This is a genomic window from Rickettsia sp. TH2014 (genome assembly GCF_019249195.1).
GTDB classification, from domain to species: Bacteria; Pseudomonadota; Alphaproteobacteria; order Rickettsiales; family Rickettsiaceae; genus Rickettsia; species Rickettsia felis.
On record NZ_MXAX01000242.1, the window covers coordinates 1 to 21222 of the forward strand.

Consider the following 21222-nt stretch of genomic DNA (forward strand, 5'->3'; position numbering starts at 1 on the left):
ATAACTGCAATATGGAGGCATGACCCTTTTTTTATATCTACGCAACAAGGTCTTGCGAGGAGCCATAGGCTGCGTGGCAATCTCATGAGATAATAACAAACTCCTGAGATTGCTTCGTCGAATTACTACGTAATTCTTCTCGCAATGACGAAAATATTAGTATTGCAATAATAGTTAACAAAAATTAAGAAATATAAACTATTTATTTTATAATTCAACCGTTCTCCCTTAACTCCTTATTATACAATCTATAATATTCATCCTTATTCTTAAGCAATTGAGTGTGAGTACCCTGCTCACAAATCTCACCATTTTTCATGACGATAGTGTTATCAAGGTCGGTAATACTGCTTAAACGATGTGTAATGATTAAAGTGGTTTTTCCTTGGCGTAATTTCTTTAAAGATTCTAGAATTTTCTGTTCGGAAGCTTGATCTAAGCTGCTTGTTGCTTCATCCCAAATTAAAATAGGCACATCTTTTAAGAAGGCTCTAGCAATAGATAAACGCTGACGCTGACCGCCTGAAAGAGTTGTCCCCTGCACTCCTATTTGTGTGTCGTAACCGTTCGGCAGATGTATAATAAACTCATGAGCATCTGCATATTTCGCTGCTTCAATTATTTCTTCTCTTGTAGCGTTTTCCTGACCGTATGCTATATTTTCGGCAACGCTTGTATCAAATAAATGAGTATCTTGAGTAACTAAGGAAATCTGACCTCTAAGCATCGTCAGCTTAATATCTTTAATATCATGATTATTAATTAAAATTCTTCCTTCATTTGGATCATAAAAACGCACTAATAAATTACTAAGGGACGTCTTACCGCTACCTGAACGCCCAACAAACGCAATCATTTTATGAGGCTCTAGCTTTAAATCTATGTATTTTATAGCTACTTTACTTTCAAAACTTAAAGATAGTTTTTCAAAAGTAATTTGTGGATTATATAAATCTACTTCTTTAGCATCTTCATGATCTTTAATAAGGGGTTCGGTATCCAAAATACTAAATACCCTCTTAGCTGCGGCTATTCCTTCCTGCAAATTAATATTTAACGATACCAAACTTTTAAACGGTCTATAAGCTGCAGCAAAAGCAGCTAAAAAAGCAAATAATGCACCGGGTGTTGTTTTACCCTCAAGAACTAGATTACCTCCGTACCAAACCATCCCTCCGACTGCAAGACCGCTTAAACCCTCCATAATCGGTGAAACCATCGCATCTAGCTTAGATGTTTTTTTGTAGAACTCTAAAATATTATTAATAATCAACGATGCTCTATTACTTTCTATTTTTTCGCCTACAAAAGATTTAATAATCTTAATTGACTGAAATGTTTCATCAAGCCTAGAAGTATAATGCCCAAACTCCTCTTGTGATTGTGAAAATATTTTTCTTATCTTTCTACCCATCCTTTGCACCGGATAAACAGCCAAAGGGAACACAAGAAAAACTATGCAAGATAATAGCGGTTCTAAATGAAACATAGTTATTATTAAACATACTACAGTTAGGGAATGTTTAGCACATCCGACAAGTAAATTAGAAACAGCCCCACGCATCAAAGAAATATCATTAGTAAAACGAGATATTAAACGTCCTGAAGATTGGTTTTGAATAAAAGAAATATCAGCAAGTAACAAATGCTCATACATTTTTATCTGCAAATCATTTAGTACCCTCTGCCCAACAAATTTTATTAGATAATTCTGATAATACTCTGAAATTCCTTTTATAAAAAAAGTTACAGTAAGCACTATAGGCATTATTATAAGCATTTTCTTATCATGCGTTAAAAAAATCTTATCAATAATAGGTCTAACCGCATGTACAATCACTGCCGTACAAAGCGCTGCAATAACCATGCAAAATATCGAAAAATATATTTTATATGCGTAAGGTTTCACATGATCTTTTATCAGTCTTTTTATAACATCTGCGGCTGTATAACTATCATTTAAATTATTATTACTCATGCTCGTTAAAAATATTAAATTGATGATGTGATTGATTAGGTATCGGCATTTTCAAATGCTCAAAAGCGGCAATCGTGATTACCCTACCTCTAGGAGTTCTTTGTAATAAACCTGTCTGTATTAGATAAGGCTCTATGGTTTCTTCAAGTGCGTCACGCTGTTCAGAAAGGGCTGCTGCAATCGTTTCAATTCCGACAGGACCACCGTTATAATGATCCGCTATGAATTTCAAATAACGATAATCATTACTATCAAGTCCTATGCGATCAACTTCCAAACGATTTAACCCAAAATCAGAGATTTCTTTATCTACTCTTGATTTACCGTCAACTGCTGCAAAATCTCTTATACGACGAAGCAATCTTAATGCAATTCTTGGCGTTCCTCTACTTCTTTTTGCTATCTCTTCCGAACCTGAATCGGTCAAATCAATATCAAATAATTTACTCGCTCTATTTAGAACTTTCTTCAATTCTTCAGTATTATAAAAATTAAGCCGCATAGGAATACCGAACCTATCACGCAAAGGATTACTAAGCAGCCCAAGGCGTGTAGTGGCCCCGATTAAGGTAAATTTCGGCAAGGTTATTTTCACTGACCTTGCGGCAGGTCCTTCACCGATAATTATATCAAGCTCAAAATCCTCCATAGCAGGATATAAAACCTCTTCAACAGAAGTATTTAGTCGGTGAATTTCATCAATAAATAATACGTCGTTTTTTTCAAGATTAGTTAGGATAGCAGCAAGGTCAGCTGCTTTAAGTATAGCAGGACCGGAGGTGGATTTGAAATTACCGCCGATTTCATTAGAGATAATCTTAGCAAGCGTAGTCTTACCAAGACCGGGCGGACCGTAAAATAAAGTATGGTCAAGATGCTCATTTCGAGATTTTGCAGCTTTAATAAATACAGAGAGATTTTCTTTAATCTGCTGTTGACCGACAAATTCTTGCAAATATGACGGTCTTATCGGCAATTCTTGATCATTTTCACTTTTTTCAGGCGATAATATATTAGTCATTTTATGTCATTCCTAGCTAAAAGCGGGAATCCATTAATTAAAAGATACATAAATATAATGATTAATAATAGCTAAAAAATAGTTTTATGCTATAAATTATTTTAAGATTCTATATCACTTGATTTATTTATTATATTAGATAAATCCTCAATACAAGATACGATGTAACTAGTTATATCAGTAGGCACAAATAAACCATCAGTATATACCTCTTTTGCGATTCCCACCATCTCAAAAAAATGCTCGTTAATATATTTATCTGCGTTTTCTAGAATAAAGTTTGCATCAGTTACTTTTAACTTTTCTAACTCTTCTATAACACTATCTTTATTTAACTTTTGATATAATTTTAAGTAACTATGAATTGTACCCTTATGCAAATCGTTAGGCGTTTCAGACCAATCTTTTAAAACTTGTGCTACTTCTTCTAAAATACTCTGATTTTTATCGGTTCTCTTCTTAATTTGACTTGTGCATGCTTTTTTTCTTCTTTCTCTTGCTGTGACATATCATTTGGACCTGTAAACAAGCAATTAAGAAGAGCTTTATTATTTTCTATAGAAGTTAATAATTTTGCTTTTGATTCATTACGTATTTCTCTACCTAAAAAAACTCAAGTTCATTAATTTTGCTATGTTTGATTGCTTCACAAAAAATATCTATATCGCTATTGTTTGGAGTAAGACCGGTCAAACCTAAAGCGTTTAGATTCATTTTTGGTATCGCTTTCAATAATGCTATTTTATTTTTTTCTGTTATACCGTTGTGTGATAGCAATGATGCTGAATTCCATACAGAACTTTCAATCTTTAGCGTTTTACAGTATCATCTCCTTTTAAAGTTTTTAGTAAATCTTCCAAATGATGGGGTAATATCTCATCGTTGATATTTAATGTAGCTGGGTCTTTTTCTAGTTCCGCAATTAACTTATTAGCACTTATACTTGCTAAAAATATTTTTAATTTTGACATAATTTTACCTATTAATTTTAATGATATTTTTTTTGAATATGTATTATATATCAAAATTAAATAAAAGTAAAGAGAATGTTAATAAATTAATATTTAATTTAGAGACCGGCATTTCGGTTTTTTAAGGCTGTTTTGATTAACTTATCAATAGAAATTTCGGGGTTTTGGATAATGATGCCTTGAACGGCATGTTGAGCTTCAAATCTAGAAAATCCTAGATTTACTAGAGCTTTTATTACTTCATTACATGCGACGGGCGTGATATTCTTAATATTCAAGCTATCTTTAATAATAGCTGAACCGCTGGATATTTTCACTACTTTACCTTTCAGCTCTAACACTATACGCTCGGCAAGCTTAGCCCCGACGCCGGATATTGCTTTAAATACATTTTTATCTTCATTATTTATAGCAATTTGAATATCTGAAGGTGTAAGGCTTGATAAGATAGATAAAGCCATTCTTGTACCTATACCGTTTACTGATTGTAACAAATTAAAAAAATTTTTCTCTTCTAGAGTCAGAAAACCGTAAAGATGAATATACTCCTCTCTAACATGGGTTTCGATAAATAGTTTATAAAACTCACCTTCAGCAAGTTTACCTAAAGTTTTACCTGAAGCATAAACAAGATACCCTACCCCATTTACGTCAATTATAATGTAATCATCGCCTTGGGAATCAATCTTACCGCTTAATTTACCGATCATATAATTTATTTCTTCTTTTTCTTACTTCTACTATATATTAAAATTAGTGCCGGTAAAGCGGTAATAATTGTTGCTAAAATGTAATGAATAACAAGCGGTCTATCCATCATATGACACTGCCCATCATTAGGAATAGTTTGAGCCAAAACCATATAAGCAACTATTATTGTTACTACTATATATAAAACGGTAAAAAATAAATATTTTATAAAATTTTTCATGTTAATCTCTTGTGAATCAACTGTGTCCATATCAACATTGTTGCATGACTTGGAAAATGTGTTCGGTGTCATTCCAGCGTAGGCGGGAATCTAGGGTCAAGCGAGATAAATCGAGCTTTAAAAAAAGCTTTAAAGTACTGGATTCCCGCCGTTGCTAAGAATGACATTAATTGCCTTTATAATCAAGCTAACTACAACATTCGTACAGTAGAGAGTCAAGCCACGGGGTAACGATGAAAAAAACCGCAGTCTAACTTTTAAGAAATTTTTCTGATTCTTTTGTTGATAACCATTCCGGCTGTTTTGTAATATTTGTTGCTGCTTATAAGTCAATGAGCGGAGCGTATATTAAACGTTCAGCATCATTGAGCTTATAAAACGACATAACAAATTTTTAAAGTTCTATGTTAGTATACCTATAATAACTCTGATTCTTGTTGCCTTTACTCTCTAGTATCCCCTGCTCTAAACCGTATAACAAGTCTCTACTAGCCGTTGCCGTAGAATATTTTTATGTATATTAGTATAATCTTTTCTAGAAAACCATTTATCTATTAAATTAACCTTAGCAAATTCAATTCTATATAATGGAGTACTTGCCTCATATGTTATATTATTACTATATAATCTTAATGCTGCAACTATTTTATCAAGCATAAACTCGATAAATAACGTCATTCACCAAGCGTATCACACTTACTTAAAACACTATAATATTCACTTTGATTATTCCTTATCAAACTTTCAACGGAAATATATTCAAAAATTTCATTAGTTTGTATTAGTAATAATTGTTGCCATAATCTACCGATTCGCCTGTTACCATCAGAAAAAGGATGGATAAATTCAAACTCATAATGAAATATACAAGCCTTAATTATTCCGGAAATGTTCTTATCTTGTGTTATAAACTCAGATAAATCCTGCATTAATAAAGATGTGGGCTTGCCGGATGTGCAAAATGTATAATCTCTGTGCCTTTAAATATAGCGGCATTACCTTTACGCCACTCCTCATTATCTTCTACTAATCCTTGCATTAATATCTCATGTGCTTTTAGCAATGATTCAACTTTAAAAGGATTAAATATAGTCAGATCATTATATAATTTTATAGCATTTTTTACTTCTAAAATATCCTTTTCCGGTGCCAGTACCCTTTTTCCATCTATTAAATCTGTTATCTGTTTTATGCTTAAATTATTTCCTTCAATTGCTAAAGAAGAGTGGATAGTTTTAATTTGATTATTTTTGCGAAGTTTTATAGGCTGAGAATAAAGCTTGCTACCGGCTAAAACACCAAGCTCATAAGAAATATCTTGTAGTAATACCAAGATTGTATTAGTTATCTGAAAAGGCGGTCTGTTACTCATTATATGATAGTATCATATGATACTATCATTGTCTACGAAGAAAATTTTTTAATCATTCTAAGCTAAAGTACTATGAGCTGCTAATTTTGCTCACCCTGCAAAAATTAATAACATAGTTTAGAGGTTCGAATCCCATATGGCTAGCCACATAGGACATCTAGTCAAATATTAGGTGAGCAATCCTTATTTTAATCAACTATTCAGAGGTTCGACAAAATTTTACAATTTTAGAGATATTTTCAAAATTTTTTATAAAATACTATATTAGCCCTTGATTTATTAAAGATTTCTATCGCTTATGGTCCGCATTATGTACCATACTCATGCCATCGAGGACAACCTGAACATAACAATTATATGAATAAAACTTTGCTTTGTTTAGATAAATCATCTACCTCAATATCCTCAATCACTCCGGTTTTACGGTTTTTTAGTTCAACAATATCATCTGCTGCTTTTTTAGGACCGATTATAATTTGATAAGGTGAGCCGATAAGGTCATGCGTTGCGAATTTACTGCCTGGTCGTGCATCAGTATCGTCATATAGTACCTCGATGTTTTGAGCAGATAGCTCTTTATAAACTTTTGCCGCCAGCTCTACGCATTTACTATCATGAATATTTAAATTAATTAGAGAAGCTTTAAAAGGAGCAACGCTCAAAGGCCATATAATACCTTTCTCATCGCAATTTGCTTCTATAATAGCTGCCACTAACCTTGAAATACCTATGCCGTAAGAACTCATTTCTACAGGGGTTAATTTACCGTGTTCATCATTAATAAGAGCGTTCATATTAACAGAGTATTTTGAGCCGATATAAAAAATATGCCCGGCTTCTATTCCTTTACTGCTAGTTATTGCTTGTGAAGAGGAAGGCAATTTATTCAAATCATGCTTTTCTTCGGCTGCTGCGTACCAGCTTTTAATTTCCTCTACTTCCATATTAGGATTATCTTTTAAAGTCTTAAATCTTTTATCGTAATAAATAGTACTTTCACCGGTTTCGGCAATAATATGAAACTCATGGCTTAAATTGCCGCCAATCGGACCGTTATCGGCAATAACCGGGATAGCAAACACGCCTAAATCCCTGAAAGTATTGATATAAGCCTGATACATTTGGTTATAGGTCTTAACGGCATTTTCTTCGTTTATATCAAAAGAATAAGCATCTTTCATTAAAAACTCTCGTCCTCTCATAACACCAAAACGGGGTCTAATCTCATCACGAAATTTCCATTGGATGTGATAAAGATTTTTTGGCAAATCCTTATATGACTTAATATTATGACGGAAAATATCCGTAATCATATCTTCATTAGTCGGGCCAAATAGTAAAGTATTATCATGACGATCTTGAAATTTCAGCATTTCTTTACCGTAGTTATCAAAACGTCCCGATTCCATCCATAAATGTGCCGGCTGAATACAAGGCATTAGAACTTCCAAAGCTCCTGCTTTGTTCATATTCGAGCGTACTATATTCTCGATATTCTTAAGTACCTTTAAGCCAAGCGGAAGCCATGTATAAATACCTGTCGCTTGCTGCCTAATCATTCCACTTCTAAGCATTAATTTATGCGAAGTTACTTGAGCTTCACTTGGCTCTTCCTTTAAAACAGGTAAAAAATATTTTGATAATAACATAGAATTTTTTTAGTTTAGTGTATTTTCCGTTATTGCGAGAAGGCATTGCCTGCGTGGGCGCCTAATCGTCATTGCGAGGAAAGACTGTAAGTTTTGACGAAGCGATCTCATGCCAAAAACCTGAGATTGTCACGCTCCTTTCAGTCGCTCGCAATGACGATGAACATACACTTACCTTTTAGCGGTAAGATTCAAAAACTCATGGCGATATTTCTGCTGCTCGGCAAATATACCCGTATAATGCATAGTGTTCATAACGCTATTATCTTGCATCACCCCGCGCATCGACATACAACTATGTAAAGCAGAAATCTTAACGGCAACGCCAAGCGGTTTTAAATTCTCCTGTACGCTTTCTGCTATTTGTACCGTCATTTTTTCTTGAATTTGTAGCCTTCTAGCAAAAATATTTACTATTCGTGCTAGCTTACTTATACCGATAATACAATTATCGGGAATATAAGCTATATGTACCGTACCGTTAAAAGGTAACATATGATGTTCGCAAAAAGAGGTAAATTTTATGCCTTCCAACGAGATAAAGTCCTGAAAATTACAAGTATCGTAAAATTTAGTACTTAATATCTCAGCTATATCTTTTTCATAACCGGCAAATATCTCTTCATAGCTATTAATTACTCTCTCAGGAGTTTTAAGTAACCCTTCTCTATTTGGATCTTCACCGATAAATTTTAGTAACGTTCTTACCGCTTCTTTAGCTTCTTCTCTAGTTGGTTTACTCATGTTCTAGTTTTATACTTTTTAAAAACATTGTTTTACCACAAATATAAACAAACATCAAGCCGCCTACTATAGCAATGAGCCCTCCCCCGCCCATCATACCCATTAATAGCTTAGCTGACATTGGCATTACACTATTTGGATCTTTCCGCATAACACCGTAACCACCGGCGAATGCTAGCCCGAGTATGTGCAGAATCTGCCCGAATGTTAGGAGGTAGACGGCAAATGTCGTGCCGTAGCCCCTTATGTCATTCCCGCAGAGGCGGGAATCCATTTTTTCTAATATTTTTTTTTGGATTCCCGCTTCTGCGGGCATGACATAGCGGACAGAAATGACATTGATACCCAAATAACTATACCCCATACAAGCAATGCTAATCCCTACTATAGAGCCGTGATAATGTGCAGGGATTACTACATCTATACCGGTGATGTTCATGGCAATAAGCCCCCCAAGTAGGAATAAAGTAATAGAGCACAGGAGGGTGGTTTTAGTGATATCGTCATTGCGAGAAAATTGCATAGCAATTGACGAAGCAATCTCAGCAAACATCCTGAGATTGCCACGCTCCTTACAGTCGCTCGCAATGACGGTACAGTGACATACCCCCTCACCCCCCATACCGGCCAAACATAAAACAGGGGTAATACCTCCTAAATATTTCATATGGTTTGTATAAAACTCTTTAAAACTACCATCAATAATATCATAAGATATATGACCGCAAACTATAAGAACGCCAAAAATAAAATTCAAATAAAGTAAGAACAGATAAAATTTTTGGAATTTTAATTCTCTGCCTATTAGCTTCTGAAATAAGACAATCCAAATAAATATTAATATTTGAGTATATATAAATTGTAATAAATGACCTCCGCTCCAAAAAAGTAATTCATAATAAAATTCTATCTCGATTGGAATAATTTGAATGATATTTTGTAAGCCTTTATAAGACAATCCAAAACAAACAAAGCTTAAAATAAACATTATAATGGTCGATAATATTGTAAAATTAACTAGATTATTTAAGTTCGTCCAATCGAAGAAATATAAAATATTTATAGCGTATAACAACAACGTAACGCCAAATAAGCTTAACCCCAAAATAAACACTATATTCTCAAGCATCGGTATATAATTATTCATCACCGGATTATGCCCCGCTATTGGAGAAATAGCGATTAGAAGAGTAGCTAGAAAAGCGAGTTTAGGGTAAAGACGAAACACGTCATTGCGAGCGAACGTAGAGAGCGTGGCAATCTCATGAAGCAGTGCAAAATTCTTGAGATTGCCGCGTCGAGACTTTGCCTCGCCTCGCAATGACGTTTCACACCCCCAAACACTAGCTGTAACGGACAATAACCAAATCAATACCGATAAATTAACATGAATAATTAAAGCAGATTTGAAAATATGTGGGTTTGGAAAAAAGCTCGATAATTGAGGAGTACGTAACACTACCAAAATAACCGAATATAAACCTGCAAACCCCAAAGATAAAATACCGAGTTTGAGCCATGAGAGAGTTAAGCGATTATTTTGTGAGTGATTGGTAGAATTCATAACTACAGGTAAATATTAAATATAATCTACAAATAGCTTACGGTATCTGAATAAGCAATATTTTTTATTTGATTTGGAAACTAACATAAGCTATTAATAAGTCAATCACGAGTTAATAGTTAGATATGACTAACCACCCCCGCATTGGAATCAGTATTTTAATCTTTAATAATAGAAATGAAATTTTATTAGGTAAACGTATTAGTTCCCATGGTGAGTCTAGTTATACTCCTGCCGGTGGACATTTAGAATTTAGAGAAACATTTGAAGAATGTGCTATTCGTGAAGTTTTAGAAGAAACAAATCTGATTATTGAAAACCCACGATTTATAGCTGTGACTAACGACGTCTTTGAAATAGAACAGAAACATTACGTCTCTATTTTCCTTAAAGCTCATTGTTTAAATGAGCATGAATTACAGAACCTTGAACCTCATAAAGTAGAAAACTGGCAGTGGTTTGCTCTTGATAATTTACCCCCTAACCTCTTCCTGCCTCTAAAAAGACTCATCGAGAAAAATGTTATATATACAAAGAAATTATTGATTAATCTAATATTTCTTATTCTACTTTAAATATGTAATATAGATTTTAGTGGATTGAATGGTGGGTTTGAGAAGACTTGAACTTCCGACCTCACGCTTATCAGGCGTGTGCTCTAACCAGCTGAGCTACAAACCCACAGTGTAGAAGTATGGTGAGCTCGCCGGGATTCGAACCCGGGACCCTTTGATTAAAAGTCAAATGCTCTACCGACTGAGCTACGAGCTCTGAAATATATTAAAACCTACGTCATTGCGAAGAAATTATGAAATAATTGACGAAGCAATCTCAGGAGCCCTACTTCCTAAGATTGCCACGCTCCTTGCAGTCGCTCGCAATGACAAAATATATTCAAAAATTATGTTTTACTTTATCGCCGAAAAAGGCTAATCTGTCAACAATTATTTTTTAATTTAATATATAGGAAGTTTATGCAGCATCAGGATGTGGCCATAATTATCCCCTCAAGGCTAAGTTCAACTAGGCTTAAACAAAAACCGCTGCAGCTTATCGGCTCTATAACTTTAATCGAGCGGGTATTCAAACAAGTAAATCATGCTAACCTTGAGCATACATATGTTGCGACCGACTCGGAAGAGATAGCAAATATTATTAAAAAAGTCGGAGGAAAAGTAATATTCACGGATAGTGCTATCCCAACCGGTACTGATCGTACTTATGAAGCTTTTAAATTAATTCCAAATAATCAAAACATTAATTACATAGTTAATGTACAGGGAGATATACCTTTCATTGAACCTAGCTCTATTTTGAAAATTATAGAATATTTAAAAAACAGCGAGTACGATATTGTTACACCGGTAGTAAAGGTAGATAGGGAATCAGTAGAAGCTAGTAGTAATGTTACCGTAGCGGTTGACTCGGCGGGGAAAGCATTGTATTTTTCGCGTAGTCTTATTCCAAACGGTGCAGAAGAATTTTTATATCATGTAGGCATGTATGGTTTTCGCAAAAACGCTTTAGAAAAATTTGTATCTCTTAAGCCAGCTTTTTTAGAAAAAACAGAACATTTAGAACAATTACGTGTTCTTGAAAACGGCATGACTATAGGTACATGTTTAGTTGAGAATGTTCCTATTTCCGTAGATACGGAAGAAGACTTAAAAAAAGCAGTAAAATTTTACGAAAATATTAGTAAACTAGGTTTATAATAAATAATGGTACGTTTCATTTTTGTTACCGGCGGCGTTGTTTCATCACTCGGTAAAGGTCTAGCGGCAGCATCTCTTGCTATGCTACTACAAGCAAAAGGATTTAAAGTCTGCGTACGAAAACTAGCCCCTTATCTTAACGTCAACCTTGGGACTATGAATCCTCACGAACATGGGGAAGTATATGTAACGGATGATGGAGCAGAAACGATCTAGATCTTGGACATTATGAATGTTTTACCGGAGTTTCCTCGTGCAAGTTTGACAGCATCACAACAGGAGCTATATACTCAAAATTACTTAAAGATGAGCGTTTAGGAAATTACACCGGCGTTACCGTTCAAATCATCCCGCATGTTACAAATATAATAAAAGATTTTATACTTTCAAACACCAAGGGCTTTGATTTTATTATTTGTGAAATAGGTGGTACAGTCGGTGATATTGAAGGTCTACCGTTTTTTGAAGCTATAAGACAAATCGGTAACAAATTAAAAAACGAAAATTGTTTATTTATTCATTTAACATTATTACCTTATGTTAAAACCGCCCGTGAATTAAAAACAAAACCTACCCAACACTCAGTTAAAGAATTACGCACTATAGGTATTACACCTAATATACTAGTATGTCGTGCAGAACGGAACATTTCAAAAAGCGAAATAGATAAAATAGCTTTATTTTGTAATATAGAATCTGAGTATGTTATTCCGGCAATAGATCAAAAAAATATATATTTAGTACCGATTGCGTATCATAATTCAGGTCTTGACAATAAAGTACTAAAATTTTTTAATATTAATGTCGTACCGTCCAAATTAGATAAATGGTATGATATAATTGGTAGGCTAAAAGATTCTAATTCAAAAGTAAGAATTGCTATAATAGCTAAATATCATAAATTAAAAGATGCTGATAAATCAGTAATCGAGGCACTTGATCATGCAGGTATTTATTACAAATACAAAATTGATTTAGTATGGATAAATGCTGAAAATCTAACTGAAGAGATTATTAATAAAAAATTATTAAATATAGATGGTATTTTAGTACCAGGTGGATTTGGAGAACGGGCAACTAAAGGAAAAATTATAGCAATAACATATGCCCGTACTAACAACATACCTTTTTTTGGAATATGTTTCGGTATGCAACTTGCAACGATCGAAATAGCTCAGAACTTAATCGGTATTAGAGATGCAGTAACGGCAGAATTTAAAGTAGACGGTACGAAAATTATTGAGAAAATAAATAAAAACTGTGAAGACTCAAAAATAACAATTGAAAATGTAAAAAAGACTATGAGGTTCGGCTCTTATCCTTGTAGTTTGGTTGCAAGTACCATTGCAGCTAGTGCTTATAAAAGCCTTGAAATAAATGAGAGACATCGTCATAGATATAAATTTAATAATGAATTTCAAAATATTTTTGAAAAAAACGGAGTAGTATTTAGCGGTTTTTCAAAGGATGAAGAGATTGTAGAAATAATTGAACTACCGGAACTTCGTTGGTTCGTAGGAGTACAGTTTCATCCGGAATTTAAATCTAAGCCTTTTGAAGCTCATCCGTTATTTATTCAGTTCATTAAAGCAGCGATTGAGTATACTCTGCGTAAATGAATAGTTGGTATACGAAGATCAACTTGGAAAAGAGTAAGGAGTTCACAAGACAAGGAGCGGCAGCAGCTACTTAATACGTGAGCATCACAGATCTTGTAGAACGACGTAGCCAATTTTTCAAGTTCATCGAGTATATAACAAATGTAATTAACAATAAAATATGAGACTATTTTAAAAAATCTTGACATAGTTTTTATTATAGTCTAGGTTGCATAAAAAATAATATAGCCGGACAGTTTTTGAAAAACGCTGGGGGTCATCCCTGCAAAAGTCTTGTTGCGTGGAACGGTTTTTCCGTCATTGCGAGCAGCCTTAGGCTGCGTGGCAATCTCATGAAATAATACTCCTGAGATTGCTTCGTCGATTACTACGTAATTCTTCTCGCAATGACAACTCTAGCATCCACTCCGGTACTAAAAAAATAAGCTCATAGTAAATCAATGGATGTCGTGGATTCTAACTTCGCAATTTGGAATAAAGCCAGAAACAGTAAATTTAGGCATATAGTATGGCCGATTAGATCGTATGAATTAACCAAATTCATCCCGATGGCTTTACTAATGTTTTTTATTCTACTTAATCAAAACTTAGTTCGTAGTATTAAAGATAGTTTTGTTGTTACCTTAATTAGCTCGGAAGTATTGAGTTTTATCAAACTTTGGGGCGAAATGCCTATGGGAATTTTATTCGTTATTCTTTATTCTAAACTCTGTAATATTATGACAACAGAGCAAGTTTTTAGGATAATTACCGGCACTTTTTTATTTTTCTTTGCAATTTTTGGTTTTATTTTATTTCCGTACAGAGAGTTTTTTCATCCCGATCCCGAATTGATTAAGCACTATATCACTGTTCTTCCTCACTTAAAATGGTTTTTAATAATTTGGGGACAGTGGAGTTTAGTATTATTTTATATTATGGGGGAATTATGGCCGGTTATAGTATTTACTCTTTTATATTGGCAGCTTGCAAATAAAATTACTAAAGTCGAAGAAGCACCGAGATTTTACTCATTTTTTACTTTATTTGGACAAACTAATTTACTCATCTCAGGAACCGTGATTATTTATTTTGCTAAGAGTGAGCATTTCTTATTACCTTTATTTTCTCATCTAAACGATACAAATGAAATCCTTTTAAAATCCTTTATTACGATTATTTTAATATCAGGATTAATTTGTCTAGCTCTTCATAAACTTATTGATAAATCAGTCGTAGAAGCAGACAAAAATATTAAATTTAAAAATCAAAGAACGGATATATTAAAATTAAGCTTAGTCGAAAGTGCAAAAGTAATATTAACTTCTAGATATCTCGGTTTTATTTGTCTTCTTGTAATGTCTTATTCTATGAGTATTAGCCTAATAGAAGGATTATGGATGTCAAAAGTAAAACAACTCTATCCTGCTACAAAGGATTTTATATCCTATCACGGTGAAGTGTTTTTTTGGACGGGAGTACTCACATTAGTTAGTGCGTTTTTAGGAAGTAGTTTAATTAGAATATGCGGCTGGTTTTGGGGGGCTATTATAACACCGATTATGATGTTTGGAGCAGGCGTTATGTTCTTTTCATTCACGGTTTTTGAAATGCACCTAGGAAATATTGTAAATACTCTAGGCTATAGTGCGCCGCTTGTCGTTATAGTTTTTATCGGCGGACTTTGGCATGTACTTTCCAAATCCGTAAAATATTCACTTTTTGATGCTACTAAAGAAATGGTATATATTCCGCTCGATAGTGAAATGAAGACTAAAGGTAAAGCTGCCGTTGATGTTATGGGCACTAAAATCGGTAAATCAATAGGCGCTATTATTCAATTCATATCCTTTAGTATTTTCCCGAACGCCGTACATAACGACATAGCCGGTTTATTGATGTTTAGCTTTGTAATCGTATGTCTATTATGGCTATACGGCGTAAAAGTTTTATCGGAACACTATAATAAGATGATAAAACGTTGACAATTTTGTGTATCATCCTGTAAGACATTGGTGTTGTTGCGTGGACCTGCTTTTCCGTCATTGCGAGAAGAGTTACGTAGTAATTCGACGAAGCAATCTCAGGAGTTTGTTATTATTTCATGAGATTGCCACGCATTCTACGAATGTTCGCAATGACGTGTGGTGGTATTCACGCGGGAATGACATAAAACAAGCCATACAACAAGATCGGTTTGACCACTAAATCGATCCACGTAATAGTTGCTCAAACTACTGTATTTTAAGCATCCTCTCCTATTAATCCTTGATCAAGTAAATCAAAAGCCTCATCCAAACACTTATATAATGCATTTTCTTGAGCTACTTCCGAATAATCTTCGATTAACCCTAAATTTTGACAAGTAGTAACAAGTTTAGCTTTTTAAACTATCACTCTCTTGATTTTCAATATAATCTAATATTATTTTTGAAATATCTTGGTTTGCTTCGTCATATTTATTTTTTAAGTTCTGCAATCTATCAATATATACTCTTAACGTTTCTACTTCTTGACTTTGATATATTAAGCCCTTTATTTTTTCAATTCGTTTTATTAACCGCTCTGCCTCTTCATGTGGTTCTTTACAATGTCTTACTAAGTTTGCTTTTGTAAAGTTAGTATTAGCATTATTATACATTAATAGTGAAGAATAATTTTGTTTTCTACTGAGTTACGACCACAGTAATATAATATTTCACCCCTCTGTTTATAGTCATTCACCGTAGCACCATATTCAAGTAACATTTTGGCTTTTTCAAAATTACCTGTAACTTCTAAAGCAGTATAACCATTCTCATCTTGTATATTAGGATCAATATTTTTTTGAAGTAACTCTTTAAGTTCTACTAGGTCAGTTACATGATGTAGGGTACCTTTGTTTTCTGGGCTATCTACCGTATCAAAGCTTACATCTTTACTATTAAGACTATTGTTAATACTAATGCGTAAATCATGAAACACATCTGGAACGGTTTTATATTCTTTTGCATTACTCCCCTTTCTTATACAAGATTTAAAAATATTGATTAACTTAGAAATTTTAGGCATATTTATCTTCTTTTTTTAGTTATTTTATTAAAATTCCATGTTTCATGGTATTTTCGATTCGGCATTATATTAATCTATTTTAATAAAATCAATGTGAATGGTTAATTTTTATGAATTAACCAATTAATAATATAATTTAAAAATTCTTTTTTCTTGAATCTATTTGTAATATAGTAATAGGCATATTTAATATTTGTAGAGGGAATAATGAAAAAAAATCCAAAAATCTCATTAATAGGTAGCGGTAACATAGGTGGTACGCTTGCTCACTTAATTAGCCTTAGAGAACTCGGTGATATCGTGTTATTTGACGTGACTGAAGGAATACCGCAAGGCAAGGCTCTTGATCTCATGCAAGCCGGTACAATAGTCGGTTCTGACATCAAAATAAAAGGTACAAACGACTATAAAGATATTGAAGGGTCTGATGCAATAATTATTACTGCCGGTTTACCAAGAAAACCAGGAATGAGTAGAGACGATTTAATTAGCGTTAATACCAAAATTATGAAAGACGTAGCACAAAATATAAAAAAATATGCTCCGAATGCTTTTGTAATAGTAATTACCAATCCGCTTGATGTTATGGTATATGTCATGCTTAAAGAAAGCGGACTACCTCATAATAAAGTAATAGGTATGGCAGGCGTACTTGACTCATCAAGATTTAATCTTTTTCTTGCCGAAGAGTTTAAAGTATCGGTGAGCAATGTTAATAGCACAGTTCTCGGCGGTCATGGTGATGCAATGGTACCTCTTGCAAGATATTCTACAATATCGGGCGTACCGATACCCGACCTAATAAAAATGGGCTTATCAAGTAATGAGAATATTGAAAAAATAATCGATCGCACTAGAAGCGGCGGCGGTGAGATTGTTGCATTACTTAAAACAGGTTCTGCTTATTATGCCCCTGCAGCCTCAGCAATAGAAATGCTTGAAGCATATTTAAAAGATAAACGTCAAATTCTAACTTGTGCCGCTTATCTACAAGGTGAATATGGGGTTAATGATTTATATGCCGGAGTACCTATTATTATAGGTAAAGAGGGCGTCATAAAAGTAGTAGAACTGCAGCTAACTAAAGAAGAAAAGGCATTATTCGACAAATCAGTTGAGAGAGTTAAAAAACTCATTGACACGATAAAATAAATGATAAAATTATATTATTGAAGCACAAATGTAACAAGATTTAAAATATTGAATTAATACTAATTATTAGTATTGTTAATTTAACATAAATGGTATTACATTTTGGTTTATTTTTATTAATAGAAGGAAATTATGAAACATAAGAATGAATTAGACCGGCTAATAAGCAATCTTTATTTAATAAAAAATACTAATTTAAATAATATTTTAGAAGCAGATAAACTAGCTATAACACGTACAACTAATTTTATAGAAGCTCTAATAAACAAAATAGACCCTAGAAAGCCTGGACCGTATGTTTCTCAGCAACAAGCTAACTTCAAAGTAGCAAACAAAGTGGTAACTGATAAAAATATACAAGGTGCTAGTAAAGAAATTTATTTAAAAAATCTACCTATTAGTATTGGTAAAGTTGAAGGCTTTAAGGAAGATGGAAAAGGTAGAAAAACCAAGGCTCAACTTGATGTCCTAATATCCCCTTCAGATTTTTCAGAATTATTAAGACTAAGTAATTCATTACCGATCACTAATGAGCAAGGATTAGAAATAAAGAGCAACATTAATCTATTGCAATTGATGGAAGAAGTTGTTCAGAAAGTAGGGAAAAGTAACTTAAATATACAGCAAGATAAAAAAATACTTACCTCACAAAAAAACGCACAAGCTATAACACACAGTCAACAAAAAGTAGAGCTTAGCCTTAAAGAAGAGATAATAAAGTTAAGGGAAACAGTTCAAGAAACAATCAAAAATCCAACTAATAATGAAGAATTTAATAAGACATCAAAAGAAATTTTAGATTTGATTAATAATATCAACTCTCATCAACCATCTAGATTACAGGCAGCTAGAAATAAAATCCTGAGTAGCGGAGGAAGCCCTAATGCTAAAAATACAAAAATAGAAAAATTTTTTCTTGAACAACATGAATGGGATAAATTTCAAGAATTAAGAGAAAGATTACAAAAAATAAAAGAACCTAGAGAAAAATTAGACGAAATGAAAAATTTTTATGATGTGATTAATTCATTAGATAAGAATATCCTTCTAAGAGCAATGCAAGGGAAACAAAAAGCTCAACAAGCTTCCAATCAAAAAGCACAAGAGATTATAAGAAGTAAATTTTTATACCTTGATAATGCCGGGGATTTTTCAGACGGTTTACAAAATTTATTTGAAGAATTAAAAAATAAAGAAGAGAGAGGGCAAAAAGAACTTATAGAAGCATCTAAAAATATACTCAGCAAAAGCATATCAGTAAATAAAAATTACTTCCGTAATACTAATAATTCAAGCGAATTAGATTTACAATATAAGATGTTATTAATAGATCATGCAGATAATATCTCGCAAAATATAAAGGAGGCTCTAGTCTTATATGCCGGAAGTAATAACAATAACCAGATTGATATATTATCTGAAGAATTAGCAAATAAATTTAAAAATATATCAAATTTAATAAGGCAAAATGAATCAGTACTACAGAAAGAAACAGGTAAATATTCTCCTTCTTTAGAAACTATACCTGAAGATTCTATACCTAAGTTATCACCGGCAATAGTACATTCCTCAACAGAACTTTTTGCAAAACTAGAAAACTTATTCAATGAACTAGAACAATACACTGATAAAATATTAATAGATGCCGGAAAATCTTATGTACAACAAGCAAATATTAAGCCTAAATCTAATAATGTTTCTAGATCTTCTTCTATTGATTCAGGAATCGGTTCGAGTCAAGAAGCATTATCTACCACATTTGGAAAAAGCAGCTCTACTAATTTAATTGAAACTCTTGATTTAGCACAAGCGAAAATTTTATCAAATTCAAATACAACAAAAGATAAGTTAACGGCAACAAAAGAACTACAAAAATCTATCCAACAAAAAGAAGTAAGCAATGAAAGACTTACTCAAGAAGAAATAGATAATATTTATAAAACACTAGGTATATTTGAAGAAATTCAGGAATATGAAAAGAGCGAAAATTCACGTGATCCTCGTTTGTTAAATAAAAACTACTATAAGCTAACTGATCCTCGTGAGGAGCGTAGAAGCGATAATATCGCTTTAGAGTGGGATGATACCGGAATGCTAACTACTGATACTGATTTAGAGTGGGATGACACCGGAATGCTACCTCCTTCCCAAAATAGTGCCATTTTAGATAAATTAAAAGAAGCAGTAGATGATTATATATCTGAGCTACAAAATGAAAAACTATTTATAGATACATCACCAAGACATGTTAATATCGACAATGTATTACCTAAAATACGCAATTTATTTAATGATGAATTAGCTAAAGATACATCTCCAATGCAGGAAGCAATACCGGCTCCTCCTGCTCTTTCCTGGAATACTCATCCTATATTCGGTGATACAATAAAGTTCTTAAAGAGATTTAAAGAAGAGATAGATAAATTTCCACAAGATTACACTAAAGCCTCTACCATACCTCTATATTTAAGTAATGTTAATAGAAATTTAGGAAGAAGTGAATTTTTAGCAAGTATGGTATCGACTTCTCAAAAAGATGAGAGAATTAATGATATATTAGATAAGCTCCAAAAAATTTCTACTAATTGTAGTAAGATAAGTAATAGTGATGATAAGTTTAATAACGAGATTAAAGAATCTTTTGTAGAAATTAATACTACATTAAAAAATATAATAGAATATAAAGGACCCGAAATAGAATATTTAAATTCCAATATAGAAAAAGTTCAAAAGAACTTATCTCGTTTAGAATCTTTTACTTATGAATTATCTAAAAATACATCTACGAAACATACTAAGCAATCAACCCAAGAACAACCTAAAATATCTACAGGAGCAGTTACCGGTATAAAAGATAGAATAGCAAAATTTGAAGCAGACACTGACAGCAAAATCAAAAAATACTGGACAGAAGAAAAGAAACAGACTGTAGAAAAACAACATGAAAATACTCAATCTGACTATATAACTCCTAAGAAAAATTTTGAGTTTGAAAATCGAGGTAAAGAAATTAAAGAGAATAGCACCAAAAATTTAATAAACAAATTTGAAAAAGGCTTTGATAGTAAAATAACAAGATACTGGACATCACCGGAGGCATGGGATAAATGGGAGGAAGAAAAACAGAAAGGTACAGGGAAAGAGAATGAACTAATAAGACCTCGTACAAAATTTTTAATAGAACATTCTAAGCATGCTCAATCTAAAGATAATGCACCTAAAAGGCAAACTAAGAGTTATATAGAAGCTAGTGAGGATACACATATAAAAGAAGGTAATACAAAAAGCTTAAAAGACAAATTTGAAAACTTAGCAAAAGAAGCGAAGCAAATTGGAACACAGGCACAGCAAAGCTCCAAATCTTCAAGTAGCCCTAGCAGCATAAAACCTACAGGTCGCAGTAAAGACGTCAGAGTTATCTAAGACAATTGATTGTAGAAGTCAAGATTTAATCTTACAGACATTATAAAAATTAT

The 21222-nt window shown here is 33.0% G+C and carries 16 protein-coding genes, 2 tRNA genes and 5 pseudogenes; 8 read left to right on the top strand and 15 right to left on the bottom strand.

Annotated elements, in window-relative coordinates; genetic code table 11:
- Positions 1-214: 214 nt before the first annotated feature.
- From KYQ89_RS04845 to KYQ89_RS04890, 11 genes and pseudogenes are all read right to left on the bottom strand, one after another.
- Positions 215-1978: an ABC transporter ATP-binding protein gene (locus tag KYQ89_RS04845; RefSeq protein ID WP_218460648.1), complete on the bottom strand. Its 1764-nt coding sequence runs from the start codon at positions 1976-1978 to the stop codon at positions 215-217.
- Complete coding sequence (gene ruvB, locus KYQ89_RS04850; RefSeq protein ID WP_218460649.1) at positions 1971-2999, bottom strand: Holliday junction branch migration DNA helicase RuvB; 1029 nt, start codon at positions 2997-2999, stop codon at positions 1971-1973. The genes KYQ89_RS04845 and ruvB overlap by 8 nt, the downstream gene beginning before the upstream one ends.
- Before the next feature lie 101 nt (positions 3000-3100).
- Positions 3101-3379, bottom strand: a complete 279-nt coding sequence (locus KYQ89_RS04855) for a hypothetical protein (protein ID WP_218460650.1) — start codon at positions 3377-3379, stop codon at positions 3101-3103.
- Between the two features lie 223 nt (positions 3380-3602).
- A complete protein-coding gene (locus KYQ89_RS07880) occupies positions 3603-3776 on the bottom strand; it encodes a hypothetical protein (RefSeq protein ID WP_256621373.1) in 174 nt (57 codons plus the stop codon).
- 32 nt (positions 3777-3808) lie between these two features.
- Complete coding sequence (locus tag KYQ89_RS07885) at positions 3809-3970, bottom strand: hypothetical protein (RefSeq protein WP_256621375.1); 162 nt, start codon at positions 3968-3970, stop codon at positions 3809-3811.
- A gap of 98 nt (positions 3971-4068) precedes the next feature.
- Positions 4069-4680 (bottom strand): Holliday junction branch migration protein RuvA, encoded by a 612-nt coding sequence (ruvA, locus tag KYQ89_RS04865; protein WP_218460651.1) that lies wholly within the window; start codon positions 4678-4680, stop codon positions 4069-4071.
- A 5-nt stretch (positions 4681-4685) separates the two neighbouring features.
- Positions 4686-4901 (bottom strand): Holliday junction ATP-dependent DNA helicase RuvA, encoded by a 216-nt coding sequence (locus KYQ89_RS04870; protein WP_218460660.1) that lies wholly within the window; start codon positions 4899-4901, stop codon positions 4686-4688.
- A 394-nt stretch (positions 4902-5295) separates the two neighbouring features.
- Positions 5296-6273, bottom strand: a pseudogene (locus tag KYQ89_RS04875) (Fic family protein).
- Between the two features lie 353 nt (positions 6274-6626).
- Positions 6627-7922 carry a proline--tRNA ligase gene (gene proS, locus KYQ89_RS04880; protein ID WP_218460652.1) on the bottom strand — a complete coding sequence of 432 codons (1296 nt, stop codon included), beginning with the start codon at positions 7920-7922 and terminating at the stop codon, positions 6627-6629.
- Between the two features lie 171 nt (positions 7923-8093).
- On the bottom strand, positions 8094-8666 hold the full coding sequence (gene folE, locus KYQ89_RS04885; RefSeq protein ID WP_218460653.1) for a GTP cyclohydrolase I FolE: 573 nt from the start codon (positions 8664-8666) through the stop codon (positions 8094-8096).
- Positions 8659-10230: a cbb3-type cytochrome c oxidase subunit I gene (locus tag KYQ89_RS04890; RefSeq protein WP_218460654.1), complete on the bottom strand. Its 1572-nt coding sequence runs from the start codon at positions 10228-10230 to the stop codon at positions 8659-8661. Before KYQ89_RS04890 ends, folE begins: the two co-directional genes overlap by 8 nt.
- Positions 10231-10355: 125 nt before the next feature.
- On the opposite strand from KYQ89_RS04890, the pseudogene KYQ89_RS04895 reads away from it, so the two are divergent.
- Positions 10356-10682 (top strand): annotated as a pseudogene (locus KYQ89_RS04895) (nucleotide triphosphate diphosphatase NUDT15); the annotation flags it as partial.
- Positions 10683-10834: 152 nt separating this feature from the next.
- Here KYQ89_RS04895 and KYQ89_RS04900 read toward each other — a convergent pair.
- A tRNA-Ile gene (locus KYQ89_RS04900) sits at positions 10835-10911 on the bottom strand.
- A 14-nt stretch (positions 10912-10925) separates the two neighbouring features.
- Positions 10926-11001: transfer RNA gene (locus KYQ89_RS04905), tRNA-Lys, on the bottom strand.
- A 203-nt stretch (positions 11002-11204) separates the two neighbouring features.
- On the opposite strand from KYQ89_RS04905, the gene KYQ89_RS04910 reads away from it, so the two are divergent.
- The 3 genes and pseudogenes from KYQ89_RS04910 (at position 11205) to tlc2 (ending at position 15528) form a co-directional block, all read left to right on the top strand.
- Entirely contained in the window at positions 11205-11945 is a 741-nt protein-coding gene (locus KYQ89_RS04910; RefSeq protein ID WP_218460656.1) for a 3-deoxy-manno-octulosonate cytidylyltransferase, read from the top strand.
- A 6-nt stretch (positions 11946-11951) separates the two neighbouring features.
- A pseudogene (locus tag KYQ89_RS04915) lies at positions 11952-13564 on the top strand (CTP synthase).
- Between the two features lie 440 nt (positions 13565-14004).
- A complete protein-coding gene (tlc2, locus tag KYQ89_RS04920) occupies positions 14005-15528 on the top strand; it encodes a nucleotide exchange transporter Tlc2 (protein ID WP_218460657.1) in 1524 nt (507 codons plus the stop codon).
- Positions 15529-15920: 392 nt separating this feature from the next.
- On the opposite strand, the gene KYQ89_RS04925 is transcribed toward tlc2, so the two are convergent.
- Positions 15921-16184 (bottom strand): ankyrin, encoded by a 264-nt coding sequence (locus tag KYQ89_RS04925; RefSeq protein ID WP_218460658.1) that lies wholly within the window; start codon positions 16182-16184, stop codon positions 15921-15923.
- Positions 16184-16594, bottom strand: coding sequence for an ankyrin repeat domain-containing protein (locus KYQ89_RS07890; RefSeq protein ID WP_256621380.1), 411 nt, complete (start codon positions 16592-16594; stop codon positions 16184-16186). The genes KYQ89_RS04925 and KYQ89_RS07890 overlap by 1 nt, the downstream gene beginning before the upstream one ends.
- 207 nt (positions 16595-16801) lie before the next feature.
- On the opposite strand from KYQ89_RS07890, the gene mdh reads away from it, so the two are divergent.
- From mdh to KYQ89_RS08345, 4 genes and pseudogenes are all read left to right on the top strand, one after another.
- Positions 16802-17746, top strand: coding sequence for a malate dehydrogenase (mdh, locus tag KYQ89_RS04935; RefSeq protein WP_218460659.1), 945 nt, complete (start codon positions 16802-16804; stop codon positions 17744-17746).
- Between the two features lie 2514 nt (positions 17747-20260).
- Positions 20261-20473 (top strand): annotated as a pseudogene (locus tag KYQ89_RS08335) (hypothetical protein); the annotation flags it as partial.
- Positions 20462-20839, top strand: a pseudogene (locus KYQ89_RS08340) (hypothetical protein); the annotation flags it as partial. The pseudogenes KYQ89_RS08335 and KYQ89_RS08340, both read left to right, overlap by 12 nt.
- Before the next feature lie 147 nt (positions 20840-20986).
- Positions 20987-21169, top strand: a complete 183-nt coding sequence (locus tag KYQ89_RS08345) for a hypothetical protein (protein WP_218460661.1) — start codon at positions 20987-20989, stop codon at positions 21167-21169.
- Positions 21170-21222: the final 53 nt, after the last annotated feature.

Bases quoted from the DNA above. Each gene is read 5' to 3' on its own strand.
- KYQ89_RS04845 (WP_218460648.1), bottom strand. From the start codon at position 1,978: ATGAGTAATAATAATTTAAATGATAGTTATACAGCCGCAGATGTTATA.
- ruvB (WP_218460649.1), bottom strand. From the start codon at position 2,999: ATGACTAATATATTATCGCCTGAAAAAAGTGAAAATGATCAAGAATTG.
- KYQ89_RS07885 (WP_256621375.1), bottom strand. From the start codon at position 3,970: ATGTCAAAATTAAAAATATTTTTAGCAAGTATAAGTGCTAATAAGTTA.
- ruvA (WP_218460651.1), bottom strand. From the start codon at position 4,680: ATGATCGGTAAATTAAGCGGTAAGATTGATTCCCAAGGCGATGATTAC.
- KYQ89_RS04870 (WP_218460660.1), bottom strand. From the start codon at position 4,901: ATGAAAAATTTTATAAAATATTTATTTTTTACCGTTTTATATATAGTA.
- proS (WP_218460652.1), bottom strand. From the start codon at position 7,922: ATGTTATTATCAAAATATTTTTTACCTGTTTTAAAGGAAGAGCCAAGT.
- folE (WP_218460653.1), bottom strand. From the start codon at position 8,666: ATGAGTAAACCAACTAGAGAAGAAGCTAAAGAAGCGGTAAGAACGTTA.
- KYQ89_RS04890 (WP_218460654.1), bottom strand. From the start codon at position 10,230: ATGAATTCTACCAATCACTCACAAAATAATCGCTTAACTCTCTCATGG.
- KYQ89_RS04910 (WP_218460656.1), top strand. From the start codon at position 11,205: ATGCAGCATCAGGATGTGGCCATAATTATCCCCTCAAGGCTAAGTTCA.
- tlc2 (WP_218460657.1), top strand. From the start codon at position 14,005: ATGGATGTCGTGGATTCTAACTTCGCAATTTGGAATAAAGCCAGAAAC.
- KYQ89_RS04925 (WP_218460658.1), bottom strand. From the start codon at position 16,184: ATGTATAATAATGCTAATACTAACTTTACAAAAGCAAACTTAGTAAGA.
- KYQ89_RS07890 (WP_256621380.1), bottom strand. From the start codon at position 16,594: ATGCCTAAAATTTCTAAGTTAATCAATATTTTTAAATCTTGTATAAGA.
- mdh (WP_218460659.1), top strand. From the start codon at position 16,802: ATGAAAAAAAATCCAAAAATCTCATTAATAGGTAGCGGTAACATAGGT.